The sequence below is a fragment of the Alistipes provencensis genome (assembly GCF_900083545.1).
Lineage (GTDB): Bacteria > Bacteroidota > Bacteroidia > Bacteroidales > Rikenellaceae > Alistipes > Alistipes provencensis.
Genome location: NZ_LT559262.1, coordinates 2794491 through 2817386, shown reverse-complemented (window position 1 = coordinate 2817386; position 22896 = coordinate 2794491). Strand labels below are relative to the sequence as shown.

The window sequence follows — 22896 nt, the reverse complement described above, 5'->3', positions numbered from 1 at the left end:
GTCAGTCACCATTTGCAAAACCATATTTGACCCTCAAAGAGGCTGAATTTGATAAGTAACTTGCTACATACTCATAATAAGGAGCTAAATAGAACACGAATGGGAAATACACAAATGCTAAACTAAAGAAGATATTGGCCAAAATAAACGCTATACCGAGAGAGAAACTTGATTTTTCAACTTCCTAAAACGGTGTTGTTCAAACATTTCTACTTATTTGTACTTGCCAGTTGAACCTACGCTTCCCTAATAAAATGTCTATGGTAAAAAGTTAAAAAATCCTCCCACTTTTGTTAGATATATTTTTTTGTGTAATTTTGTAATCGTTATGCGGCAGTAATAATATACATATTAATACGAGTTAGTAATCCTGTAGTTCTCATATGCTACGAGGAGGTATTAAAAGGTGCGTTTCGACAATGCATCTACTGTAGTATATTATTGCTTAATCCAAATGAATATTATAAATTTAGGAATTCTTGCTCACATTGATGCAGGAAAAACTTCCGTAACCGAGAATCTGCTGTTTGCCAGTGGAGCAACGGAAAAGTGCGGCCGTGTGGATAATGGTGACACCATAACGGACTCTATGGATATAGAGAAACGTAGAGGAATTACTGTCCGGGCTTCTACGACATCTATTATCTGGAATGGAGTGAAATGCAATATCATTGACACTCCGGGACACATGGATTTTATTGCGGAAGTGGAGCGGACATTCAAAATGCTTGATGGAGCAGTCCTCATCTTATCCGCAAAGGAAGGCATACAAGCGCAGACAAAGTTGCTGTTCAGTACTTTACAAAAGCTGCAAATCCCGACAATTATATTTATCAATAAGATTGACCGTGCCGGTGTGAATTTGGAGCGTTTGTATATGGATATAAAAACAAATCTGTCGCAAGATGTCCTGTTTATGCAAACTGTTGTCGATGGATCGGTTTATCCGGTTTGCTCCCAAACATATATAAAGGAAGAATACAAAGAATTTGTATGCAACCATGACGACGATATATTAGAACGATATTTGGCGGATAGCGAAATTTCACCGGCTGATTATTGGAATACGATAATCGCTCTTGTGGCAAAAGCCAAAGTCTATCCGGTGCTACATGGATCAGCAATGTTCAATATCGGTATCAATGAGTTGTTGGACGCCATTTCTTCTTTTATACTTCCTCCGGCATCAGTCTCAAACAGACTTTCAGCTTATCTCTATAAGATAGAGCATGACCCCAAAGGGCATAAAAGAAGTTTTCTTAAAATAATTGACGGAAGTCTGAGACTTCGAGACGTTGTAAGAATCAACGATTCGGAAAAATTCATCAAGATTAAAAATCTAAAGACTATTTATCAGGGCAGAGAGATAAATGTTGATGAAGTGGGTGCCAATGATATCGCGATTGTAGAAGATATAGAAGATTTTCGAATCGGAGATTATTTAGGTGCTAAACCTTGTTTGATTCAAGGATTATCTCATCAGCATCCCGCTCTCAAATCCTCCGTCCGGCCAAATAAGCCCGAAGAGAGAAGCAAGGTGATATCCGCTCTGAATACATTGTGGATTGAAGACCCGTCTTTGTCCTTTTCCATAAACTCATATAGTGATGAATTGGAAATCTCGTTATATGGTTTGACCCAAAAGGAAATCATACAGACATTGCTGGAAGAACGATTTTCCGTAAAGGTCCATTTTGATGAGATCAAGACTATCTACAAAGAACGACCTATAAAAAAGGTCAATAAGATTATTCAGATCGAAGTACCACCCAACCCTTACTGGGCCACAATAGGGCTGACTCTTGAACCCTTACCGTTAGGGGCAGGGTTGCAAATCGAAAGTGACATCTCCTATGGTTATCTGAACCATTCTTTTCAAAATGCCGTTTTTGAAGGGATTCGTATGTCTTGCCAATCTGGTTTACATGGATGGGAAGTGACAGATCTGAAAGTAACTTTTACTCAAGCCGAGTATTATAGCCCGGTAAGTACACCTGCTGATTTCAGACAGCTGACCCCTTATGTCTTCAGGCTGGCTTTGCAACAGTCAGGTGTGGACATTCTCGAACCGATGCTCTGTTTTGAGTTGCAGATACCCCAAGTAGCGAGTTCCAAAGCTATTACAGATTTGCAAAAACTGATGTCTGAGATTGAAGACATCAGTTGTAATAATGAGTGGTGTCATATTAAAGGGAAAGTTCCATTAAATACAAGTAAAGACTATGCCTCAGAAGTAAGTTCGTACACTAAGGGCTTAGGCATTTTTATGGTTAAGCCATGTGGGTATCAAATAACAAAAGACGGTTATTCTGATAATATCCGCATGAACGAAAAAGATAAACTTTTATTCATGTTCCAAAAATCAATGTCATTAAAATAATGGAGCGGTCAGGAAATTTCTATAAGGCAATACGGTTGGGATATATACTTATCTCCATTCTTATCGGATGTATGGCATATAATAGCCTCTATGAATGGCAGGAGATAGAAGCATTAGAACTTGGCAATAAAAAAATAGACGAGCTCCGAAAAGAAATAAACAATATCAATATTCAAATGATAAAATTTTCTCTATTGGGTGAAACAATACTGGAATGGAACGATAAAGATATCGAGCATTACCATGCACGGCGTATGGCAATGGACAGTATGCTCTGCCGTTTCAAGGCCACCTATCCAGCAGAGCGCATCGATAGTGTGCGCAGTCTTTTAGAGGATAAGGAACGACAGATGTTCCAGATAGTCCGGTTAATGGATGAACAACAATCTATTAACAAGAAGATAGCCAATCAAATTCCGGTTATTGTACAGAAAAGTGTGCAGGAACAGTCCAAAAAGCCAAAACGAAAAGGTTTCTTAGGCATATTCGGCAAAAAAAAGGAAGTAACTCCAGCAGTATCAACCACTATCCTTCATTCGGTCAATAGAAACGTAATCAGCGAACAGAAAGTGCAGGATCGCCAATTGTCGGAACAAGCCGACAGCCTTGCAGCTCGTAATGCAGAACTTAACAGACAACTGCAAGAATTGATTTGCCAAATAGAAGAAAAGGTACAAACCGAACTGCAAAGCCGGGAAAACGAAATAGTTGCCATGCGTGAAAAGTCATTTATGCAAGTAGGCGGTTTAATGGGATTCGTTCTTCTATTGTTGTTAATTTCCTACATCATCATACATCGTGATGCAAAAAGCATTAAACAATACAAGCACAAGACAACTGATTTGATAAGGCAACTGGAACAATCCGTACAACGGAACGAGGCACTGATAACGTCAAGGAAGAAGGCGGTACATACTATCACCCATGAACTGCGCACACCGCTGACAGCAATAACAGGCTATGCCGGACTGATACGGAAAGAACAGTGTGAGGATAAGTCCGGGCAGTATATCCAAAACATACTGCAATCCTCCGACCGTATGCGGGATATGCTTAACACTTTGCTTGACTTCTTCCGCCTGGACAACGGCAAGGAACAGCCCCGTCTGTCACCCTGCCGGATTTCAGCAATCACGCACACACTTGAAACGGAGTTCATGCCTGTTGCCGTGAACAAAGGGCTGTCCTTGTCCGTGAAGACTGGACACGATGCCATTGTATTGACCGACAAAGAGCGAATAATACAAATCGGGAATAACCTGCTGTCAAACGCTGTCAAGTTCACAGAAGAAGGCGGTGTTTCTTTGATTACTGAATATGATAATGGAGTTCTGACACTGGTCGTTGAAGATACAGGTACAGGCATGACAGAAGAGGAACAGAAACAAGCGTTCGGTGCGTTTGAACGTCTATCAAATGCCGCCGCAAAGGAGGGTTTCGGGCTTGGGCTTGCCATAATGCGTAATATTGTGTCGATGCTTGGCGGAACAATCCGTTTAGACAGCAAGAAAGGGAAAGGCAGTCGTTTCACAGTTGAAATTTCTATGCAGGAAGCTGAAGAACAGCTTGGATATACAAGCAATACACCTGTTTATCATAACAATAAATTCCATGATGTTGTCGCCATTGACAATGATGAGGTATTACTTCTGATGCTGAAAGAGATGTATTCCCAAGAAGGAATACACTGCGACACTTGCACCGATGCTGCGGCACTGATGGAAATGATACGCCAGAAAGAATACAGCCTGTTGCTGACAGACTTGAATATGCCCGATATAAACGGTTTCGAATTGCTGGAACTGTTGCGTTCGTCCAACGTGGGCAATTCACCAACAATCCCGGTGGTTGTGGCAACCGCTTCGGGCAGTTGTAACAAAGGGGAACTATTGGCAAAAGGCTTTGCCGGATGCCTGTTCAAACCGTTCTCCATATCGGAACTGATGGAGGTTTCCGACAGGTGTGCCATAAAAGCGACACCGGACGGGAAACCGGACTTTTCCGCCTTATTGTCCTATGGCAATGAAGCCGTCATGCTGGAAAAGTTGATAACTGAAACAGAAAAGGAAATGCAGGCGGTACGGGATGCAGCAAAAGAAAAAGACCTGCAAAAGCTGGATTCCCTGATCCACCACCTGCGCAGTTCGTGGGAGGTGCTCCGTGCCGACCAACCGCTGAATGTACTTTACGGATTGCTTCGTGGCGATGCTCTCCCGGATGGTGAAGCGTTAAGCCATGCCGTGACTGCCGTGCTGGATAAGGGAGTGGAAATAATACGGTTGGCAGAAGAGGAAAGGAGAAAATACGAAGATGAATAAGACAAAAATAATTGTGGTGGAAGACAACATCGTGTATTGCGAATATGTCTGCAATATGCTGTCACGGGAGGGCTACCGCAATATGAAGGCTTACCACCTCTCAACCGCGAAGAAACATCTGCAACAGGCAACAGATAATGATATCGTGGTTGCCGACCTGCGTCTGCCTGACGGCAGTGGCATAGACCTTTTGTGCTGGATGCGAAAGGAGGGAAAGATGCAGCCCTTCATCATTATGACCGACTACGCCGAAGTTAATACCGCCGTGGAAAGCATGAAACTCGGCTCGATAGACTATATTCCCAAACAGCTTGTGGAGGATAAACTTGTCCCCCTGATCCGTTCCATACTGAAAGAACGTCAGGCAGGACAACGCCGTATGCCTATATTCGCCCGTGAAGGTTCCGCCTTTCAGAAAATCATGCACCGCATAAGGCTGGTAGCCGCCACCGATATGAGCGTGATGATATTTGGTGAGAACGGCACGGGCAAGGAGCATATTGCCCACCTGTTGCATGACAAGAGCAAACGTGCAGGCAAGCCATTTGTGGCGGTGGACTGCGGTTCACTCTCCAAAGAGCTTGCACCGTCGGCTTTCTTCGGACACGTCAAAGGTGCATTTACAGGTGCGGACAATGCCAAGAAAGGATATTTCCATGAGGCGGAAGGCGGCACGTTGTTTCTGGACGAGGTAGGAAACCTCGCGTTGGAAACCCAACAGATGTTGCTCCGTGCCATACAGGAGAGGCGGTATCGCCCGGTCGGAGACAAGGCAGACCGGAATTTCAATGTCCGCATCATCGCTGCTACCAATGAAGATTTGGAGGTATCGGTGAATGAAAAGCGTTTTCGGCAGGATCTTCTGTACCGCCTGCACGACTTCGGGATAACCGTTCCTCCGTTGCGTGACTGTCAAGAAGACATTATGCCGCTGGCAGAGTTCTTCCGTGATATGGCAAACAGAGAGCTGGAGTGTAGCGTGAGCGGGTTCAGTTCCGAAGCACGTAAAGCGTTGCTGACACACGCATGGCCGGGCAACGTGCGGGAACTTCGGCAGAAAGTTATGGGTGCTGTATTGCAGGCGCAGGAAGGTGTTGTCATGAAAGAGCATCTGGAACTTGCCGTGACGAAACCGACCTCTACTGTCAGCTTCGCCTTGCGCAATGACGCGGAGGATAAGGAGCGGATATTGCGTGCGTTGAAACAGGCAAACGGCAACCGGAGTGTCGCCGCAGAACTGCTCGGCATAGGCAGGACAACACTATACAGCAAACTTGAAGAGTATGGACTTAAATATAAATTCAAGCAATCATAGCCCGTAATTCACTGAATTTGGCTATCTTTGCATAACATTTGAGAAAAACGGCGATTGGCAGGAGCTTTTCGCCGCCAACATATAGGATAAGACCGCAAGGCGTTTCAAGCGAAAATCTGGTAAATTGGAACTACGGAGACGATTGCGTGATGCTTATGCTATGCTTACGCATAGCGTGCATTCACGTACTCTCCGTAAAGGCTTTACCAGAGCCATCGCTTGAAGGTAGTGTGAATTGCACGCTACTTTTTTACCCTTGCCTAACGAAAGGAAACGATTATGGGTAAAGTTCAGATTCTCGCCGTACTGACGATGGACGGATGTCTTTCTTCAGAGTTATATGATAAAGCACATCAGGATTTGTGCCTTGACCGTTGCGGTCTTGATGAAATCAGGAAGAAAGCCTTTTACCGTGTGACACCGGACTATTCCATTTCAATGCTGCACGAATGGAGAAAAGACTGCACAAACATCCGTTACCTCGCGGAAGCCACACCGGACACGGCAGACTATATAAACGGACTGCTGCGGATGCACGCTGTGGATGAAATCATACTATACACCGTTCCTTTCATATCCGGAAGCGGACGACATTTTTTTAAGTCGGCTCTGCCAGAGCAACACTGGACGCTTTCCTCTTTGAAAAGCTATCCCAACGGTGTATGTCGCATTATCTATATCCTTGATAAAAAAGCAAGATAGCCAAAATGTGCGGCAAGCATACATTTCTATTTTCAGGAATAGAATAAATGTTCCGATTACAAACAATTTAAGTCGGAGATAATTTGTCCTTGTGAAAAAATACTGAATTTTATACCTCTGAAATCCAGCACTTTGTAAAATTGAGTGTTGGATTTTTTATTTTCTGCCGCGTTTTTTGCCAATTATATTCATGTGCGCACGCAGAAAACAAAGTGTAATTTTCAAAATTGACAGAACCATGAATTATTTCTTGCTGGCGGAAACCGACTTTTTCCGCCTGATAAACGAAGCCGGCGACTGCAATATGGAAACGGCATACACGGCTTTCGCCACCCAAGTGATCGAACTGTGCAACGGCGGCATGGACATGAACCTTACCGTCATCGCGCTTGCCTACATCGAAATCGAGTTGCAGCACCATCCCGTACGTAATCTGTCAGAAGAAAAAAGAGAGATTGCCGCCTACGTCAGCAAGGCTCTGTCTTTCGTAAGAAAGATGCAGAAATTCCTTGCCACGCCCCAAGTGCCACCACTAATATCCGCCAACAACGCAACAGAAACCACCGCCAGCCTTCTTCAATGGACGGGCAATGCCATCGACCTCGTGGAACTTATCTACGGCATAGACGTGATGGGCTGCATCAACAACGGCAATATGCCGCTCAAACAGCTCGCCCCACTTCTCTATAAGATATTCGGGGTTGATTCTAAAGACTGCTACCGCTTCTACACTGATATCAAACGCCGGAAGAACGAAAGCCGCACCTATTTCATTGACAGGATGCAGGAAAAACTGAACGAGAGAATGTTGCGTGATGAGGAGTTGGAGCGGATGAGAAAATAAAAAAATATCCATTACATATGAGAAGACAGGAATACTCGTATCCTGTCTTTTTATTTTCATTTAATTATATATTAATTAGCACAATATATGTGAGTTTTTCATTCCTATAAGGACAAATTTCAGAAACGTATGTCTGGTAAATTATTGAGTCATCATAGTATGAACATATATCATTACTAAAAACAATGAAACAACTTCCATAAGATTGTGGTTGTAAAAATCGCCATTTAATAGCCCGTTTTTTTTGTAAAATTCGCCAATTAAAAAAATATGATTATCTTTGCATTATATTTTATAAGGTATGGAAACAGTAAATAGAATACTTCAAGAGAAGATTACAGCACGAATCGCGCCCAATAAAGCAGTACTGATTTTTGGTGCTCGCCGTGTTGGTAAAACGGTAATGATGCGTAAAATTGTGGACAACTATTCAGGTAGGACGATGATGCTCAACGGCGAAGACTACGACACATTAGCACTATTGGAGAATCGCTCAATAGCCAATTATCGGCATTTATTGGATGGTATTGATTTGCTGGCTATTGATGAGGCACAGAACATACCACAAATCGGTAGTATTCTGAAGTTGATAGTTGATGAAATACCGGGAATAAGTGTCTTGGCAAGTGGTTCTTCGTCATTCGATTTGCTGAATAAGACTGGTGAACCGTTGGTCGGCCGCAGTACGCAATTTCTCCTTACACCATTCTCGCAACGGGAAATCGCACAGACGGAAACGGCACTTGAAACCCGCCAGAACCTCGAAGCGCGCTTGATTTACGGTTCCTATCCCGAAGTAGTAATGATGGAGAACTATGAACGTAAAACAGACTACCTACGTGATATTGTCGGTGCATACCTGCTTAAAGATATCTTAGCAATTGACGGCTTAAAAAATTCGAGCAAGATGCGCGATCTACTGCGATTGATAGCTTTTCAGTTGGGCAGCGAAGTTTCTTACGAAGAGTTAGGTAAACAACTCGGCATGAGCAAGACGACCGTTGAAAAATACCTCGACCTATTGGAAAAGGTCTTCGTTATCTATCGTCTGGGGGCTTATTCGCGTAACCTACGCAAGGAGGTTACAAAAGCTGGCAAGTGGTACTTCTACGACAACGGCATTCGCAATGCCATTATCGGGGCTTTCTCACCGCTGGCCATTCGGCAGGATGTCGGTGCGCTGTGGGAGAACTACATCATCGGAGAGCGGCGCAAAGCGAACTTCAATGAGGGACTGCACAGGGAGTTCTATTTCTGGCGCACCTACGACAAACAGGAAATCGACCTGATTGAGGAGAGTGCCGACAGTCTTACCGCCTTGGAGTTCAAGTGGGGAAATAAAATGCCGGCCGCACCGAAAGCCTTCCAAGAAGCCTATCCCTATGCCGAGTTTCATGTGGTAAATCGGGAGAATTATTTGGAGTTCGTATAATCAATAAATTACGTATATGGAAACAAAACTACAATCCAAACAGCAATATCCGCGGTTTATCCAAAATAAACCGTGTGGTATTGACAAATTCGATGGAGGTTCGCAAGAAAGGTTGGCAAAAACTATTGCTCGCCATTTTTGTCAGAATGATTCATTGGATGAGGAATGTACTTTACCTCGAATTATCGGCATCGAAGGTATTTGGGGATCTGGAAAATCCAACGTGGTTAAAATGTTGGAACGTGAATTATCAGACGACTATTACTTTTTTGAGTATGACGCATGGGGACATCAAGAGGACTTGCAACGCCGCTCTATATTGGAATTGCTTACAAGCAAACTTATTGATGATGGTATCCTATCTGGAAATGCAACAATAAAAGTCAAAGGTGGAGGTACGAAAACCGTATCATGGTCTGAAAAGCTGAAATATTTATTAGCCCGTAAAACGGAGACCGTAACCGAAAAATATCCCCTTATCAGTAATGGTATGGTTGCGGCATTTTTGGTTGCAGTTTTAACTCCGATATTTACATTTATTGCGTATGCAGTAAAACCTACACCCACAACATGGTGGTTTTCTTTATTGTCTATTATCATAGCTGCACTGCCAGTTCTTATTGCATTGTGCGTTTGGAAATGGGCATATAGCAAAGATCATAAATATGGATGGAGTTATATGTTAGCTATTTATCAAGATAAAGTCGAAAAGGACGTTTGCTATGAGACTTTGAGCGAAGACGAACCAACGGTTTACGAGTTCAAAACATGGATGCAAGACATTTCTGATTTTATCAAGGAAAAAGGACAACGTAAATTAGTCCTTGTTTTTGACAACATGGATCGTCTCCCCGCTGAAAAAGTAAAAGAATTATGGTCTTCTATCCATACGTTCTTCGCCGATAGCGGTTTTGAAAATGTTTGGGCTGTTATTCCTTTCGATGAAACACATTTAGCTTGTGCATTCGGAGATGAGACCGACGAACAAACGAAACAACTGACCAAGTATTTTATCAATAAAACTTTCCCTATTGTTTATCGTGTTGCTCCTCCTGTTATTACCGACTATCGAAGTATATTCAACAAACTGTTTGTTGAAGCATTTGGAGAAACAGAAAATGAAGCGAAAGAAACTATAAATCGGATATTCAGATTGGTAAATCCTAATGCCAATGTTAGGGAAATTATATCATATATCAATGAGATGGTCGCTCTTAAACAAGAGTGGTGTAACGAAATTTTGATGATAAACATAGCATTGTTCTGTTTGAAGAAGACGGATATTCTGGCAAATCCAGTAGAACAAATATTGTCCGGCGACTATCTGAATGGCATTCAAACAATAATTAACAATGATCTGCAAACACAACGCGAAATTGCAGCTTTGGTATATGGTGTCGATGTTGAAGATGCTCGACAAATTCCATTGAAAAAATATATTGAAGGCTGCATCAACGGAGAAGAAGACCACGACATAAATCAATATGCAGAGACTAATAAACAATTTGACACTGTATTAGAAGAAGTTATACAATGTATGGACAATGCGCTTATCGATAAGATTATACATTGTTTGCATAAATTAACTCGAAAGAGCGATGTTATTCTGCGTGTATGGCAAAGAATAGCACAATTGAAATTAAAAGAATCCATAGAGAAGCAGGTGTTCCCTGTCGAATACCAAGAACTGCTGTTGCATTTAGACACGGAAAGCCAAAACCATGTGATTGCTCAATTATATAAGAAGATAGTTCGGTTCAATGACTTCAATGGCGGCGACTATTTCAAAACGTTAGATGCAATAGACAGGTTTATTGCGCAAAATAAGTTGGCGTGCGATTTTACGTCATTGATTGAAGCAAAAACAGTCAAGCCAAATACATTTATCGATTATATTCAAGCTGCAAATGCAACAGATGCTGCCTATCGGGATAACGCGACAACTAAAGCATATAAATATTATCAAGTAGCAACAAATTCGGAGGCGCTCGATAATTATTTGGCAAACTTACTACCCGATAATTTCGACCATGCAGATATTGTAAAAACGTTAAAAGATAATTCTACCTATACGTTTCCAACGCTTTTGCAAGCGATCACGAATTGCATTGATGAACAGAATGTAAATAAAGATAATATAGGGGCTATATTTACAACCTATCGTTTATTGGCATCTGACGAAGAAAGACCTTTACCTGTAACGTTAGATTCAACCTACATAAATCAGTTGCATTCTGAATTAGAAACTGATGGCCGAAACATTAAAGAGTCTGGATATTACGATTTAGTCGCCATGCAATTGGCACATGGTCATTCCGTTTCCTTAATAGAGGGTGGAGATATAAAATATGTTGCAGAACTCATGGACTATTATGTGGATCATGGAGACTTATTAGTAAATAGTGTGGGATGGAATATACCGCTATTAAATGAAACACTACAATACATGGTAAATCATAAACTTGGCTATAAATTATTGCTCTCAGACATATTGCCCCAATTTGAAGATATTAAGAACAGAATAGGTGTAACGGATGAGGTATTTATCGAGCATTTAGCAGAGTGGAATACCGATTTGGATAAGTATATCACTAAGAACAATATTAAAGATGTAATTCCTGACGCATCTTTTTACGATTTGACCACTAAAATAAGCAATGTCCTGACCGATCATATCAATAAAATAGCGTTCGAAGCGTTGTCTGAAATAAGTGTTGATACATTATACGCCCAAAGAACAGCACATACATCATATTATTGGTTTGTCGCAATAAAACATTTACTGGCTAAAATCAAATCCTTGCCAGATAACTTGACTGAATTTGGCAAAAAGATTCTGATGGATATTGCTTCTGGAACTCAAAGTTTGAATCCTTTCCCTAATTGTTTCAAGAATATAGTTGAAAGATTGGATAAACGAAAAATTAAATCGACAGTTACCGATATAAGAAATGATTTCTGCATCGGTAAAAAGACTATCAATGCAATAAAGTTTCAATTTTTCGAAACATGGCTTAGATCGCATGGTAATTTGAAAAGTCAAGCTGGAGACGTTATTGATAAAATAGTGAAACCTGTAATTTCCGATGGGGCATGCCGTTCATTGATTCTGCAAAACAAAGATTTTTATATGGATTTAATAAATACAGCAGGGGATGATGCTTATGAATTGAAAAAGAGTCTCCGAAACCTCATACAAAAAGATTCAGATCCGCAATTGGTTAAATTTGTCAATTCGATAGATTCAGTACCTGAGGTTGAAACCGCGTAAGTATTTGTCTAACAAGTCCGAATTTTACGATTTTACCCGTCAGAACTGAAGTGCCCCCCAAAAAAATTGTATCCAACTTTTGGGGGTCACTTCAAACTTCGATAGGGATAATTTTCAATTTTGGGGACTTGTTAGACAGTCTCATTATCTGGTAGCAGTTTACACAGCACCGGATCGTTTTTGATACGCTCCAGTTCCTCCTGCACAATCTGCTTCACCTCTTCCTTGATGCGCCGGTAGTTCGCCTGCACCGTTTCCTTCATGCGGTCGTTGCCGTCCTCGTCCGTGAAGTTTGTAATGACGGGAATTTTCTTGTAGGCACTTTCTTCCCGTTTCACCTTTTCGGCATCCACCACAATCTCGCAATGAAAAATCTTCTGCTCGATACGCTCGTTGAAGTTGTCGGATACAGAACCGACAAACATTCCCTGCGTAAGCCCGGAAATCTTACTCGGTGGAATGAGCGCGTCCATCTGCGTGTTGATGGAGGTGGAAACATCCTGCCGGTTGATGGAGATGGACTGCCGTTTCTGCAACACCTTACCGAACCGCTCGGAGAGCGTCTTGGCTGTTTCCCCCACCACCTGACCGGAGAAAATATTGCCGACAGTGTTCATCACCACTTTCGCCTCTTTGTCCCCGTAGTCACGCACTAACTGGCTGAAATCCTGAAAGCCCAGACACACGGCAACCTTGTTGCTTCGGGCGGTAGCTATAAGATTGTCCAACCCTTTGAAGTATATTGTGGGCAACTCGTCGATGATGACCGATGACTTCAGCATCCCCTTCTTGTTGATGAGCTTCACGATACGGGAATTATACAGACCGAGTGCCGCACCGTAGATATTCTGACGGTCGGGATTGTTACCCACGCAGAGGATTTTCGGCTCTTCGGGATTGTTGATGTCCAGCGTAAACTCGCTGTCTGACATCACCCAGTAGAGCTGCGGTGAAATCATCCTCGAAAGCGGGATTTTTGCCGACGCTATCTGACCCATGAGCTGCTCCGCAGCCCCTCCAAGCCACGCATCCATGAACGGCGAAAGGTAGTTCTCCAGCTCCGGATAAGAGGTCAGTATCGGAAATATATCCTCGTAACGGCGGTTCAGAAACTCGATAGCATGGGGAAACGTGCAAAACTTCCCGTTCTGATAGATTTTGAGATACCAGATAATACTGGCAAACAGAATGATAGGTGACTCCACGAAGAAGTCGCCCTGCTTTTGCACCCACGTTTTATTGAGGTTGAGCATTATTGTGTAGGCACTCTCATAGGCATCCGTAATATCTTCCATAAAATCCGGGTGAATGGGATTGCACCGATGAGAGCGTCGCGGGTCGTCGAAGTTGATCACATAGAACTTCGGCTTTACCTTGTAGCCGTCCGGGTGGTTCAGCAAATGGTTGTAGGCAATAGTAGATAGGTCGGGATACTTGAAATCGTAGATGTATTGACTAAAGCCCTTTTCAATCTGTTGCTTGATAAAATTGTTTACCACGGCATAGGACTTGCCGCTGCCCGGCGTACCCAACACGATGGACGCACGGAAGGGATTAACTACATTGATCCAACCGTTGTTCCAGCGTTTCCTGTAATAGAAACGTGTCGGCAGATTGACCGAATACTCGCTTTCGATAAGCCTCGTTTCCTGCATGAAACTCTCGTTCTCGTTGTTGAAAACATCCTCCATCAAATTGTGTTTCAACAGGCGGCTCATCCACAGACCACCCATCAACAGGCAGACATAGCCCGTTCCAATGGTAAGGACATACAGTCCCGTCACCGCTTCAAGCGGCAGCGGCAGGGGCAGCAACCACCAGTTCAGGAAAAACAGCACGAACCCGACGGCAAATGCTGTCCAGATTCTCCCCCAAGTGATTTTCTCACCCTTGACACCCTTCGTACCCAGACAGGACAAGGCAAGCAAAAGGACGGAAAACAGCTTCGTGTAGAGAATGGAATGGAACAGCCCCGCCGTGCGGTCGAAGTTCAGAAGGATTTTGTCCACCACGCCGATGTTCACGCCCCACAGCCGGATGGCTTCGTAGCAGAACCAGTACACGTTCATGACCACTAAAATGATACTCACGGCACGCAGAAAATCCATGATTTTCGCCAATGCCCTCAAATCGTCTTCTTGTTGTGACATACATTGATTTTTTAATTGTTGATACTCTGATTACATACCCAAGCCCTTGCGTTTTTTCTTCTTTTTGCGCTTCATCGCCCGGATGAAAGCCTCTTCCTCGGCATCTACCGCCGGACCTTCGGGAGTGAGCAAGCCCATACCGCCCGATATATCTTCACTGTCGTAGGCGGTCTGCCCGTGTGCCTTGTCCGCAGCATCCACAGGGATGGATAGCGGTATCGGCGGTTGTCCGGCGTATGGCAGGGTGAAGTGTTCCTGCAAGGCATTCGCCGAAAGCTCCTTACCCATGCGCGAACCGTTCAGCACGCATCCCGTGCGGTGGTCGATGAAGGTAGCCCCATAGATGCGCCCTTCCTCTGTGTAGCGCAGTACGGTGTCGATGCCCTTCTCTTTGAGTTGGGATACAAATTTGTCCTTGTCATAAGTGCCTTGCAGCACGGAAAGGACGGTGCGTTTCGTCATGTCTGCCAGTTTCCTATCCTTGATTTCCGATTTGGAACGGACAAACTTCTTCTGTACGGCTTCATAGCCTGCGGACTTCCCGAAAAGCGAGGATTTGAACGGGTTGCCCACCTTGTTACCCTTGTCGTCCGTGACGGAATAGACCAGCCCGTGATACTCCCGTCCGCGCACGTTGCCCCTCGCTTCCTCCACCGTCATATTATATAAGGAAAGGAGCGCACGGTATTCGCCCATCGTCTGGAAACGGTACTGCCCATTCAGAGCCTTCACGGTGTTGCCTACCTGCTTCTTCACATCACCTGCCGATGCGGCCACCTTGCGCAACGGATTATCCAATCTCTGATTTTTACGTTCTGCCGGATGCAATCCGTACTTCTGTTCCAGTTCCCTGCGGATACGGTCGCTGCGGCGGTAGAGAAAATCCCGGTTGAGCCTTTTCCCGTTCTCGTCCACGTTGACCGTCACGATGTGCAGGTGGTGGCGGTCGATGTCCTCGTGCTTGAATACAAGATAAGGCTGGTTTCCGAAACCGAGTTTTTCCAGATACTCGCGGGCGATATTCTGCAACTCAATATCGGTCAGCACATCCTCCGGGTGCGGGTTGAGAGAGATATGCACCACCGGCTTCTCGATCTTCATCTGCGGTGGCAGGAAGGTGAGAAAACCCTCCATCGCCTTGCCTATGTCCACCGTTCCCGAACCGTCATTGTAGATGCGGTTGGTGGTGAGAAGCCGCCCCTGCGCCTCGTTAATCTTCTCCCCGTTGTAGGCAATCGCGCCGTACAACGAACTTCCTACACTGATTTTTGCGACCATTTTGCCTCCATTTCCCTTGAAAGTTCCACAATCCGGCGGCTCAGTTTCACGAGTTCGACGGTGTGTTGCTCTAATTTGTAGAGCAACGCCATCGCCTTTTTCTCTGAAAAATGCAGCCTCAGTTCCTTCACGACTTGGTTGTAATTCGTACCCACGGCACGGAATTGTGCATGAAAATCCGACAGTTTGGTGTAATAGTCCACCAACGTCTTGTCCACCTTCAGCACCTTGAACGGTTGCCCGAAGAAGTGCGCTTTGAGGAAAACAGACCGTGCATAGACACCCGATTTTCCGAACATGGCGAGGAAACGGTTGTGTTCCTCCTCGTTGAAACGGACGGTGTACCGGTACACCGCCGGATCAAGTTTGGGATTTCTCCCTGATTTGCTTTTCCTTTTCTCTTTCATATTACTTTGGATTTAGCGGATTGACGGCATAAGCCGCCGCTTCGGATTACAGCACCGCAGTTCTGAAAGGCTTCCCGACTTCGGAGGGAAAGCCCGCCCCCTGCAAGGGCAAGTGCTTTTCGTGGCTGCTCAAAATATTTTGAGCGGCTGAAAAGACATCTTGCTATGTTCAGGTGAACATAAAAATCCGTCAGGGGACGGATTGGGAAAATACCTTTCAGGACTCCGGGCCGCGCGTCATCGGCGAACCCTGCTGTCCGGGTGCAAAGTTACGCCCTTAAAGCGGTATCGGACAGATGCTTGACCCGGTCAATGACTGCCAACCGGCGCAACGTGCCGCCACTTGCCGGAGAAGTGATACAGGTTCCAAAATATACTTGTTTATTTGCAGCATGATTCAAGAAACGAACGATTTGAAGATATGATAAACGGAACATTCAAATACCCGGAAATCCGCTTCTTCGGATACTTGCCGAAACGGATACCCGAACCGTCGGAAACCCGGTTCTCCGACAATTCGGTGACGTATGGATTCAATGACTTCATGACGCAATGTCGTCAATCACCATTTGTCCGACGCACCGCTTCACCACAGAACCGGATACGCGACGACCCGCCTGCGTGTGTAGTCACGGAAGCGGATGGTGCGACAGCCAAATCCGTATGGAAACAGAAAAACAAATCATCAACAATTAAAATAAATGGAACTATGAGTAAGGAAATCTTCGTTGCATTCGCAACACAGAAAGGTGGCATCGGCAAATCCACTGTCACGGCACTTGCCGCCAGCTACCTGCACAACGTGAAAGGCTACAATGTCGCCGTCGTGGACTGCGACGACCCGCAGCACAGCATCCACGGGCTGCGCGAACACGAAATGGGGCTTATCGACAGCAGCACCTACTTCAAGGCTCTCGCTTGCGACCATTTCCGCCGGATCAAAAAGAACGCCTACACCATCGTCAAAAGCAATGCGGTGAACGCCCTCGACGATGCCGAGAGGATGATTGCCACTGAGGACGTGAAACCCGACGTGGTGTTCTTCGACATGCCCGGCACACTCCGAAGCAACGGCGTGATAAAGACGCTCTCGCAGATGGACTACATTTTCACTCCGCTGAGTGCCGACCGCTTTGTCGTGGAGAGTACCCTGAAATTCGTCACGATGTTCCGCGACAGGCTGATGACTACCGGACAGGCGAAAACAAAGGGGCTGCATCTGTTCTGGACGATGGTGGACGGCAGGGAGAGGAACGACTTGTACGGCATCTACGAGGAAGTGATAGCCGAAATGGGCTTTCCGGTACTTTCCACCCGCTTGCCCGACAGCAAGAAGTTCCGCCGTGACCTTTCGGAAGAGCGCAAGAGCGTTTTCCGCTCCACCATCTTCCCGATGGACACGGCACTGCTGAAAGGGAGTGGCATCCGGGAGTTTTCCGAAGAGATAAGCGACATCATCAGACCGCAGTGAGCATGGGCAGCAGGAAAGTGAACACGGAAGGCATCGACGAGGAACTGCTGTTAGCCTCCATCGGGCGGCGCACACAGGACGGGACACTGCGCCCCGCACAGGAAGTACCCGCAGCTGCACCGACCGAAGAGGACACCGCCGCACCGGAACCATCTCCTGTGCAACCCGTAACACGGGAAAAAGCGCAGAGGGAAAGTGGACGCCGGAAAAGGCAGGACGAGGACTACAACGAGCTATTCCTGCGCCGCAACGAGATAAAGACCCGCCAATGTGTCTATATCAGCCGTGACGTCCACGGCAAGATCCTCAGAATCGTGAACGACATCGCCGGAGGGGAAATCTCAGTAGGCGGATATGTGGATACCGTGCTGCGCCAGCATCTGGAACAGCACAAGGAGAGAATCAACGAACTGTACAAGAAACAACGTGAAGATCTGATTTGAAAATGGAAAAAGAAATGACACCGAATGAAAAAAGACCACAGCAAGACTGCGGAGGTATGTTTACCCAAGTGCAGGCGAGTGTGGAAATACTGTCGCCTGTCCCGGTAAGCGGCAAATGCAGTGAGAAGGACTATGAACGCCTGTTCATCCGCGACCCGGAAGTAAAGGCACGTGAGGGGAAGATGGCGTATGTGCGCCCGGAGTACCACGAGCGTATCATGCGTATCACCCGTGTAATCGGGCATGACCGGCTTACGCTGTCCGCTTACATCGACCATGTGCTGACGCACCACTTCAACCAGTGCGAAGATGCGATAAAGAGCCTTTATGCCCGAAATTACAATTCAGTATTCTAACCAAAAACGGAAGGATATGAATTACACAATCAGCATGACAGACATTCTGCTGGCGGTATCGGTCGGCTGCAACCTCTGGTTCCTGTTCCTGCTCCTTTACGAGCGCATCATGGACACGCGGATTGTCCGCTTCTTCAAGGGCATTGTCGGATTATGGCGGTCACTGGACGGGAATGAGGCTAAACGCATAGCGGCACACGAGGAAGTCCCTGCGGAAAAGGCGGACATCATCGGCAAGAGCCGTTTCAGGATGGCATCCACCCGGACAACCGCTGCCATACCGACGCAAGAAGCCGCCACTATTGAAAAAGGCATTGAGCTGTCGGAGGAAGAGGCTACTTTTGACGACGGAAAAACGGGAAACGCATCCCGCCCGGCACAAGTCCCGGAGGAAAAACTCGATGAGACCTTCACGAGCATACCGCCGGAGGAACTGGGATACGGGGACGACGAACCGGAAGAGGACGCCTCGGACACGCCACGGGCTTCGGGCAGCAGCTTTGACGAGATTGACGACGCCTGCAAGACCGCCAAAAACCCGGACGCGACACAGGCGGAACGTGAAAAGGCGGCTAAGGTGTTCACCGACATGGAGGGCACGGAGTTGTACGAGAAAATGATGGAAGGCTCTTCGGAGATAGGCATCCGCATCAAGGGGCTTATCGAGATTCGGCTGAAGAAATCTGAAAAGGAGTTCGTCGTGCCGGACAACATCGAGGAGTTCGACATTCGCAACTATGTATGACAACAATAAAAGAAATGAACATGAAAGAATGACATCAACCCACGCGGCGAGGAAACGCAAGGCGCATCCCCATCCGCAACGGACACGCCCACGTCCGTGGAAACAAACGGGCATCCACTAAAACCAAAGTAAAGAAACAAAGTATCAACCGCCCGACAAAGGACCATCCACCCTTTTGACGGCAAAAAACAAGAACAGTTTATGAACAAGAACATCTTGAAAAACAGAAAAGCAATCCTCTCCGCGGCACTTGTCATCGCCGCAACCGCCTCCGCTTTCGCGCAGGGAAACGGCATCGCGGGCATCAACGAAGCCACCTCTATGGTGAGTTCTTATTTCGACCCCGGAACTAAACTGATATACGCCATCGGTGCAGTCGTCGGGCTTATCGGGGGCGTAAAAGTGTACGGCAAGTTTTCATCGGGCGACCCCGACACCAGCAAGACAGCCGCCTCGTGGTTCGGCGCGTGCATCTTCCTGATTGTTGCCGCCACCATCCTGCGCTCATTCTTCCTTTAATAAATAATGTATGGCTGAATACCCAATCAACAAGGGTATCGGCCGTCCGGTAGAGTTCAAGGGCTTGAAGGCACAGTACCTCTTCATCTTCTGCGGAGGTCTGCTGGCTCTCTTCGTCCTGTTCGTCATCCTCTACATGGTCGGTATCGACCAGTGGATATGTATCGGCTTCGGCGCGGCATCGTCCTCCCTCCTTGTATGGCAGACCTTCGCGCTGAACGCCCGGTACGGTGAACACGGGCTGATGAAATTAGGAGCGGCACGGAGCCATCCCCGATACCTTATCAACCGGCGGCGGATAACCCGTCTGTTCAAACGACAACGAAAGGAAGAAAGACAATGAGGAATACATCGAAAATGACAACACTGGAAAACAGGTTCCCACTTTTAGCGGTGGAGCATGGCTGCATCATCTCAAAGGACGCCGACATCACGGTGGCTTTCGAGGTGGAACTACCGGAACTTTACACCGTGACGGGTGCGGAGTACGAGGCGATACACAGTTGCTGGTGCAAGGCTATCAAGGTGCTGCCGGACTACTCCGTCGTCCACAAACAGGACTGGTTCATCAAGGAACGCTACAAACCGGAGCTTCAGAAGGACGACATGAGCTTTTTAAGCCGCTCTTTCGAGCGTCACTTCAACGAGCGTCCGTACCTGAAACACACCTGCTACCTCTACCTGACCAAGACAACAAAGGAGCGTAACCGGATGCAGAGCAATTTCAGCACGCTGTGCCGGGGACATATCATCCCGAAGGAGCTGGACAGGGAAACCACGACCAAGTTCTTGGAAGCCTGCGAACAGTTCGAGCGCATCATGAACGACAGCGGGCTTGTCAGGCTGCGCCGCCTCTCCACCGATGAGATTGTGGGTACTGAGGGAAAGACGGGACTTATTGAACGCTACTTCTCGCTCATGCCGGAAGGTGACACCACCTTGCAGGACATCGAGCTTTCGGCAAGGGAGATGCGCATCGGCGACAACCGCCTGTGTCTGCACACCCTCTCCGACGCGGAAGACCTGCCGGGCAAGGTGGCTACCGACACCCGTTACGAGAAGCTCTCCACCGACCGGAGTGACTGCCGACTGTCATTCGCCTCCCCGGTGGGGCTTCTGCTCTCCTGCAACCATATCTACAACCAGTATGTGCTGATAGACAACAGTGAGGAAACCTTGCAGAAGTTCGAGAAGTCCGCCCGTAACATGCAGTCGCTATCTCGCTATTCAAGGAGCAACAGCATCAACCGCGAGTGGATAGACCAATACCTGAACGAAGCCCATTCCTACGGACTGACCTCGGTACGGGCACACTTCAACGTCATGGCGTGGAGCGACGATGCGGAGGAACTGAAGCATATCAAGAACGACGTGGGCAGCCAGTTGGCAAGCATGGAATGCGTGCCGCGCCACAACACCATCGACTGCCCGACACTCTACTGGGCGGCGATACCCGGCAATGCGGCGGACTTCCCGGCGGAAGAGAGTTTCCACACCTTCATCGAACAGGCGGTGTGCCTGTTCACAGAGGAAACCAACTACCGCAGCTCGCTCTCGCCCTTCGGCATCAAGATGGTGGACAGGCTCACGGGAAAACCGCTGCACCTTGACATCTCCGACCTGCCCATGAAGCGAGGTATCACGACCAACCGCAACAAGTTCGTGCTGGGTCCTTCGGGCAGCGGCAAGTCTTTCTTCATGAACCACCTCGTGCGCCAATATTATGAGCAAGGCGCACATGTGGTATTGGTGGACACGGGAAACTCCTATCAGGGCTTGTGCGGCATGATCCGACGCAAGACAGGCGGAGCGGACGGTGTGTATTTCACCTACACGGAAGATAAGCCCATCAGCTTCAACCCGTTCTACACCGACGATTACATCTTCGACGTGGAGAAGAAGGACAGCATCAAGACCCTGTTGCTGACGCTCTGGAAGTCGGAGGACGACAAGGTGACAAAGACGGAGAGCGGCGAGCTGGGCAGTGCCGTGAGTGCCTATATTGAGCGCATCCAATCCGACCGTAGCATCGTGCCGTCGTTCAACACCTTCTACGAGTATATGCGTGACGACTACCGCAAGGAACTGGCACAGCGTGACATCAAGGTGGAGAAGTCCGACTTCAACATCGACAACATGCTCACCACCATGCGGCAGTATTACCGGGGCGGGCGTTACGATTTCCTGCTCAACTCCACGGAGAACATCGACCTGCTCGGCAAGCGGTTCATCGTCTTCGAGATAGATTCGATTAAAGAAAACCGCGAACTGTTCCCCGTCGTGACCATCATCATCATGGAAGCCTTCATCAACAAGATGCGGCGGCTGAAAGGCGTGCGGAAACAGCTTATCGTGGAAGAGGCTTGGAAGGCCCTCTCATCGGCGAACATGGCTGAATATCTGCGCTATATGTATAAGACGGTCAGAAAATATTACGGCGAGGCAATCGTGGTGACGCAGGAGGTGGACGACATTATCAGTTCTCCGGTGGTCAAAGAGAGCATTATCAACAACTCGGATTGTAAAATCCTGCTTGACCAAAGGAAATATATGAACAAGTTCGACCAGATACAGGCGTTGCTCGGACTGACGGAAAAGGAGAAGTCGCAGATACTCTCCATCAACATGGCGAACAACCCTTCACGGCTCTACAAGGAGGTGTGGATAGGCTTGGGCGGCACGCAGTCGGCGGTCTATGCCACGGAGGTCAGCGCGGAAGAGTATCTGGCGTACACCACCGAGGAAACGGAAAAAGTGGAGGTTTACCGTCTGGCGGAGAAGCTGGGCGACGACATCGAAGCCGCCATCCGGCAGCTTGCCGAAAGGCGGAGAAACAAGGAATAACTAAAAAACAGAATGTATCAACCAAAAAAGAAAAACGCGTATGAATTTACCAAAAGTGAAAATGCTGCAAGTCAGCAAGTGCCTTATCGGATTGGCGGTCATGATGCTGCAATCCTGCGACGTGGCCGACAACCGCCGCGACATGCTGTGCGGGAACTGGGAGAGCGTGGAGGGAAAACCTGACGTGCTTATCTACAAGGAGGGCGAAGCCTACAAAGTGACGGTGTTCCGTCGTAGCGGTCTGCGCCGCAAGCTCAAGCCGGAAACCTATCTCTTGCAGGAGGAGAACGGCAACCTGTTCATGAACACCGGCTTCCGCATCGACGTGTCCTACAACGAGGCCACGGATGTGCTGACTTTCTCGCCAAACGGGGACTATGTGCGGGTGAAGCCGCAGCCGGGACATCCGACCGAAGAATAA

18 protein-coding genes are annotated in these 22896 nt (G+C 47.0%); 15 read left to right on the top strand and 3 right to left on the bottom strand.

Annotation, left to right across the window (positions count from 1 at the left end):
* Nucleotides 1-454: 454 nt before the first annotated feature.
* From tet(Q) to BN5935_RS10940, 7 genes are all read left to right on the top strand, one after another.
* Complete coding sequence (gene tet(Q), locus BN5935_RS10970) at nucleotides 455-2380, top strand: tetracycline resistance ribosomal protection protein Tet(Q) (protein WP_004291466.1); 1926 nt, start codon at nucleotides 455-457, stop codon at nucleotides 2378-2380.
* Nucleotides 2380-4698, top strand: a complete 2319-nt coding sequence (locus BN5935_RS10965) for a hybrid sensor histidine kinase/response regulator (RefSeq protein WP_004291467.1) — start codon at nucleotides 2380-2382, stop codon at nucleotides 4696-4698. Before tet(Q) ends, BN5935_RS10965 begins: the two co-directional genes overlap by 1 nt.
* Complete coding sequence (locus tag BN5935_RS10960; RefSeq protein WP_004291471.1) at nucleotides 4691-6013, top strand: sigma-54-dependent transcriptional regulator; 1323 nt, start codon at nucleotides 4691-4693, stop codon at nucleotides 6011-6013. The genes BN5935_RS10965 and BN5935_RS10960 overlap by 8 nt, the downstream gene beginning before the upstream one ends.
* A 279-nt stretch (nucleotides 6014-6292) precedes the next feature.
* Nucleotides 6293-6715 (top strand): dihydrofolate reductase family protein, encoded by a 423-nt coding sequence (locus tag BN5935_RS10955; protein WP_004291474.1) that lies wholly within the window; start codon nucleotides 6293-6295, stop codon nucleotides 6713-6715.
* Between the two features lie 238 nt (nucleotides 6716-6953).
* Nucleotides 6954-7559: an RteC domain-containing protein gene (locus BN5935_RS10950; RefSeq protein ID WP_004304269.1), complete on the top strand. Its 606-nt coding sequence runs from the start codon at nucleotides 6954-6956 to the stop codon at nucleotides 7557-7559.
* 301 nt (nucleotides 7560-7860) lie between these two features.
* Nucleotides 7861-8991 carry an ATP-binding protein gene (locus BN5935_RS10945; protein ID WP_004291480.1) on the top strand — a complete coding sequence of 377 codons (1131 nt, stop codon included), beginning with the start codon at nucleotides 7861-7863 and terminating at the stop codon, nucleotides 8989-8991.
* 16 nt (nucleotides 8992-9007) lie between these two features.
* A complete protein-coding gene (locus BN5935_RS10940) occupies nucleotides 9008-12262 on the top strand; it encodes a P-loop NTPase fold protein (RefSeq protein WP_004291481.1) in 3255 nt (1084 codons plus the stop codon).
* Nucleotides 12263-12393: 131 nt separating this feature from the next.
* Here BN5935_RS10940 and mobC read toward each other — a convergent pair whose 3' ends face one another.
* Genes mobC through mobA form a run of 3 tightly spaced genes read right to left on the bottom strand, consistent with a single transcriptional unit; the run spans nucleotide 12394 to nucleotide 16097 of the window.
* The gene (mobC, locus tag BN5935_RS10935; protein WP_004291482.1) at nucleotides 12394-14412 is read right to left on the bottom strand and encodes a conjugal transfer protein MobC; all 2019 of its coding nucleotides are present in this window, start codon (nucleotides 14410-14412) and stop codon (nucleotides 12394-12396) included.
* Between the two features lie 30 nt (nucleotides 14413-14442).
* On the bottom strand, nucleotides 14443-15690 hold the full coding sequence (mobB, locus tag BN5935_RS10930; protein WP_004291483.1) for a conjugal transfer protein MobB: 1248 nt from the start codon (nucleotides 15688-15690) through the stop codon (nucleotides 14443-14445).
* On the bottom strand, nucleotides 15669-16097 hold the full coding sequence (gene mobA, locus BN5935_RS10925) for a conjugal transfer protein MobA (RefSeq protein ID WP_004291488.1): 429 nt from the start codon (nucleotides 16095-16097) through the stop codon (nucleotides 15669-15671). Before mobA ends, mobB begins: the two co-directional genes overlap by 22 nt.
* Before the next feature lie 421 nt (nucleotides 16098-16518).
* Between mobA and BN5935_RS10920 the strand changes: the two genes are divergently transcribed.
* The 8 genes from BN5935_RS10920 (at nucleotide 16519) to BN5935_RS10885 (ending at nucleotide 22896) form a co-directional block, all read left to right on the top strand.
* Nucleotides 16519-17568 (top strand): ParA family protein, encoded by a 1050-nt coding sequence (locus BN5935_RS10920; protein WP_004291492.1) that lies wholly within the window; start codon nucleotides 16519-16521, stop codon nucleotides 17566-17568.
* Between the two features lie 2 nt (nucleotides 17569-17570).
* Nucleotides 17571-18011, top strand: a complete 441-nt coding sequence (locus BN5935_RS10915) for a DUF3408 domain-containing protein (RefSeq protein WP_004291503.1) — start codon at nucleotides 17571-17573, stop codon at nucleotides 18009-18011.
* A gap of 2 nt (nucleotides 18012-18013) precedes the next feature.
* Nucleotides 18014-18367, top strand: a complete 354-nt coding sequence (locus BN5935_RS10910) for a DUF3408 domain-containing protein (RefSeq protein WP_004291505.1) — start codon at nucleotides 18014-18016, stop codon at nucleotides 18365-18367.
* A 16-nt stretch (nucleotides 18368-18383) separates the two neighbouring features.
* Nucleotides 18384-19112 carry a hypothetical protein gene (locus tag BN5935_RS10905; RefSeq protein ID WP_004304280.1) on the top strand — a complete coding sequence of 243 codons (729 nt, stop codon included), beginning with the start codon at nucleotides 18384-18386 and terminating at the stop codon, nucleotides 19110-19112.
* Between the two features lie 201 nt (nucleotides 19113-19313).
* Nucleotides 19314-19631 (top strand): DUF4134 domain-containing protein, encoded by a 318-nt coding sequence (locus tag BN5935_RS10900; protein WP_002560983.1) that lies wholly within the window; start codon nucleotides 19314-19316, stop codon nucleotides 19629-19631.
* A 10-nt stretch (nucleotides 19632-19641) separates the two neighbouring features.
* A complete protein-coding gene (locus BN5935_RS10895) occupies nucleotides 19642-19974 on the top strand; it encodes a DUF4133 domain-containing protein (RefSeq protein WP_004291514.1) in 333 nt (110 codons plus the stop codon).
* Complete coding sequence (locus BN5935_RS10890) at nucleotides 19971-22475, top strand: TraG family conjugative transposon ATPase (RefSeq protein WP_004291515.1); 2505 nt, start codon at nucleotides 19971-19973, stop codon at nucleotides 22473-22475. Before BN5935_RS10895 ends, BN5935_RS10890 begins: the two co-directional genes overlap by 4 nt.
* Nucleotides 22476-22515: 40 nt before the next feature.
* Nucleotides 22516-22896 (top strand): DUF3876 domain-containing protein, encoded by a 381-nt coding sequence (locus tag BN5935_RS10885; RefSeq protein WP_004291516.1) that lies wholly within the window; start codon nucleotides 22516-22518, stop codon nucleotides 22894-22896.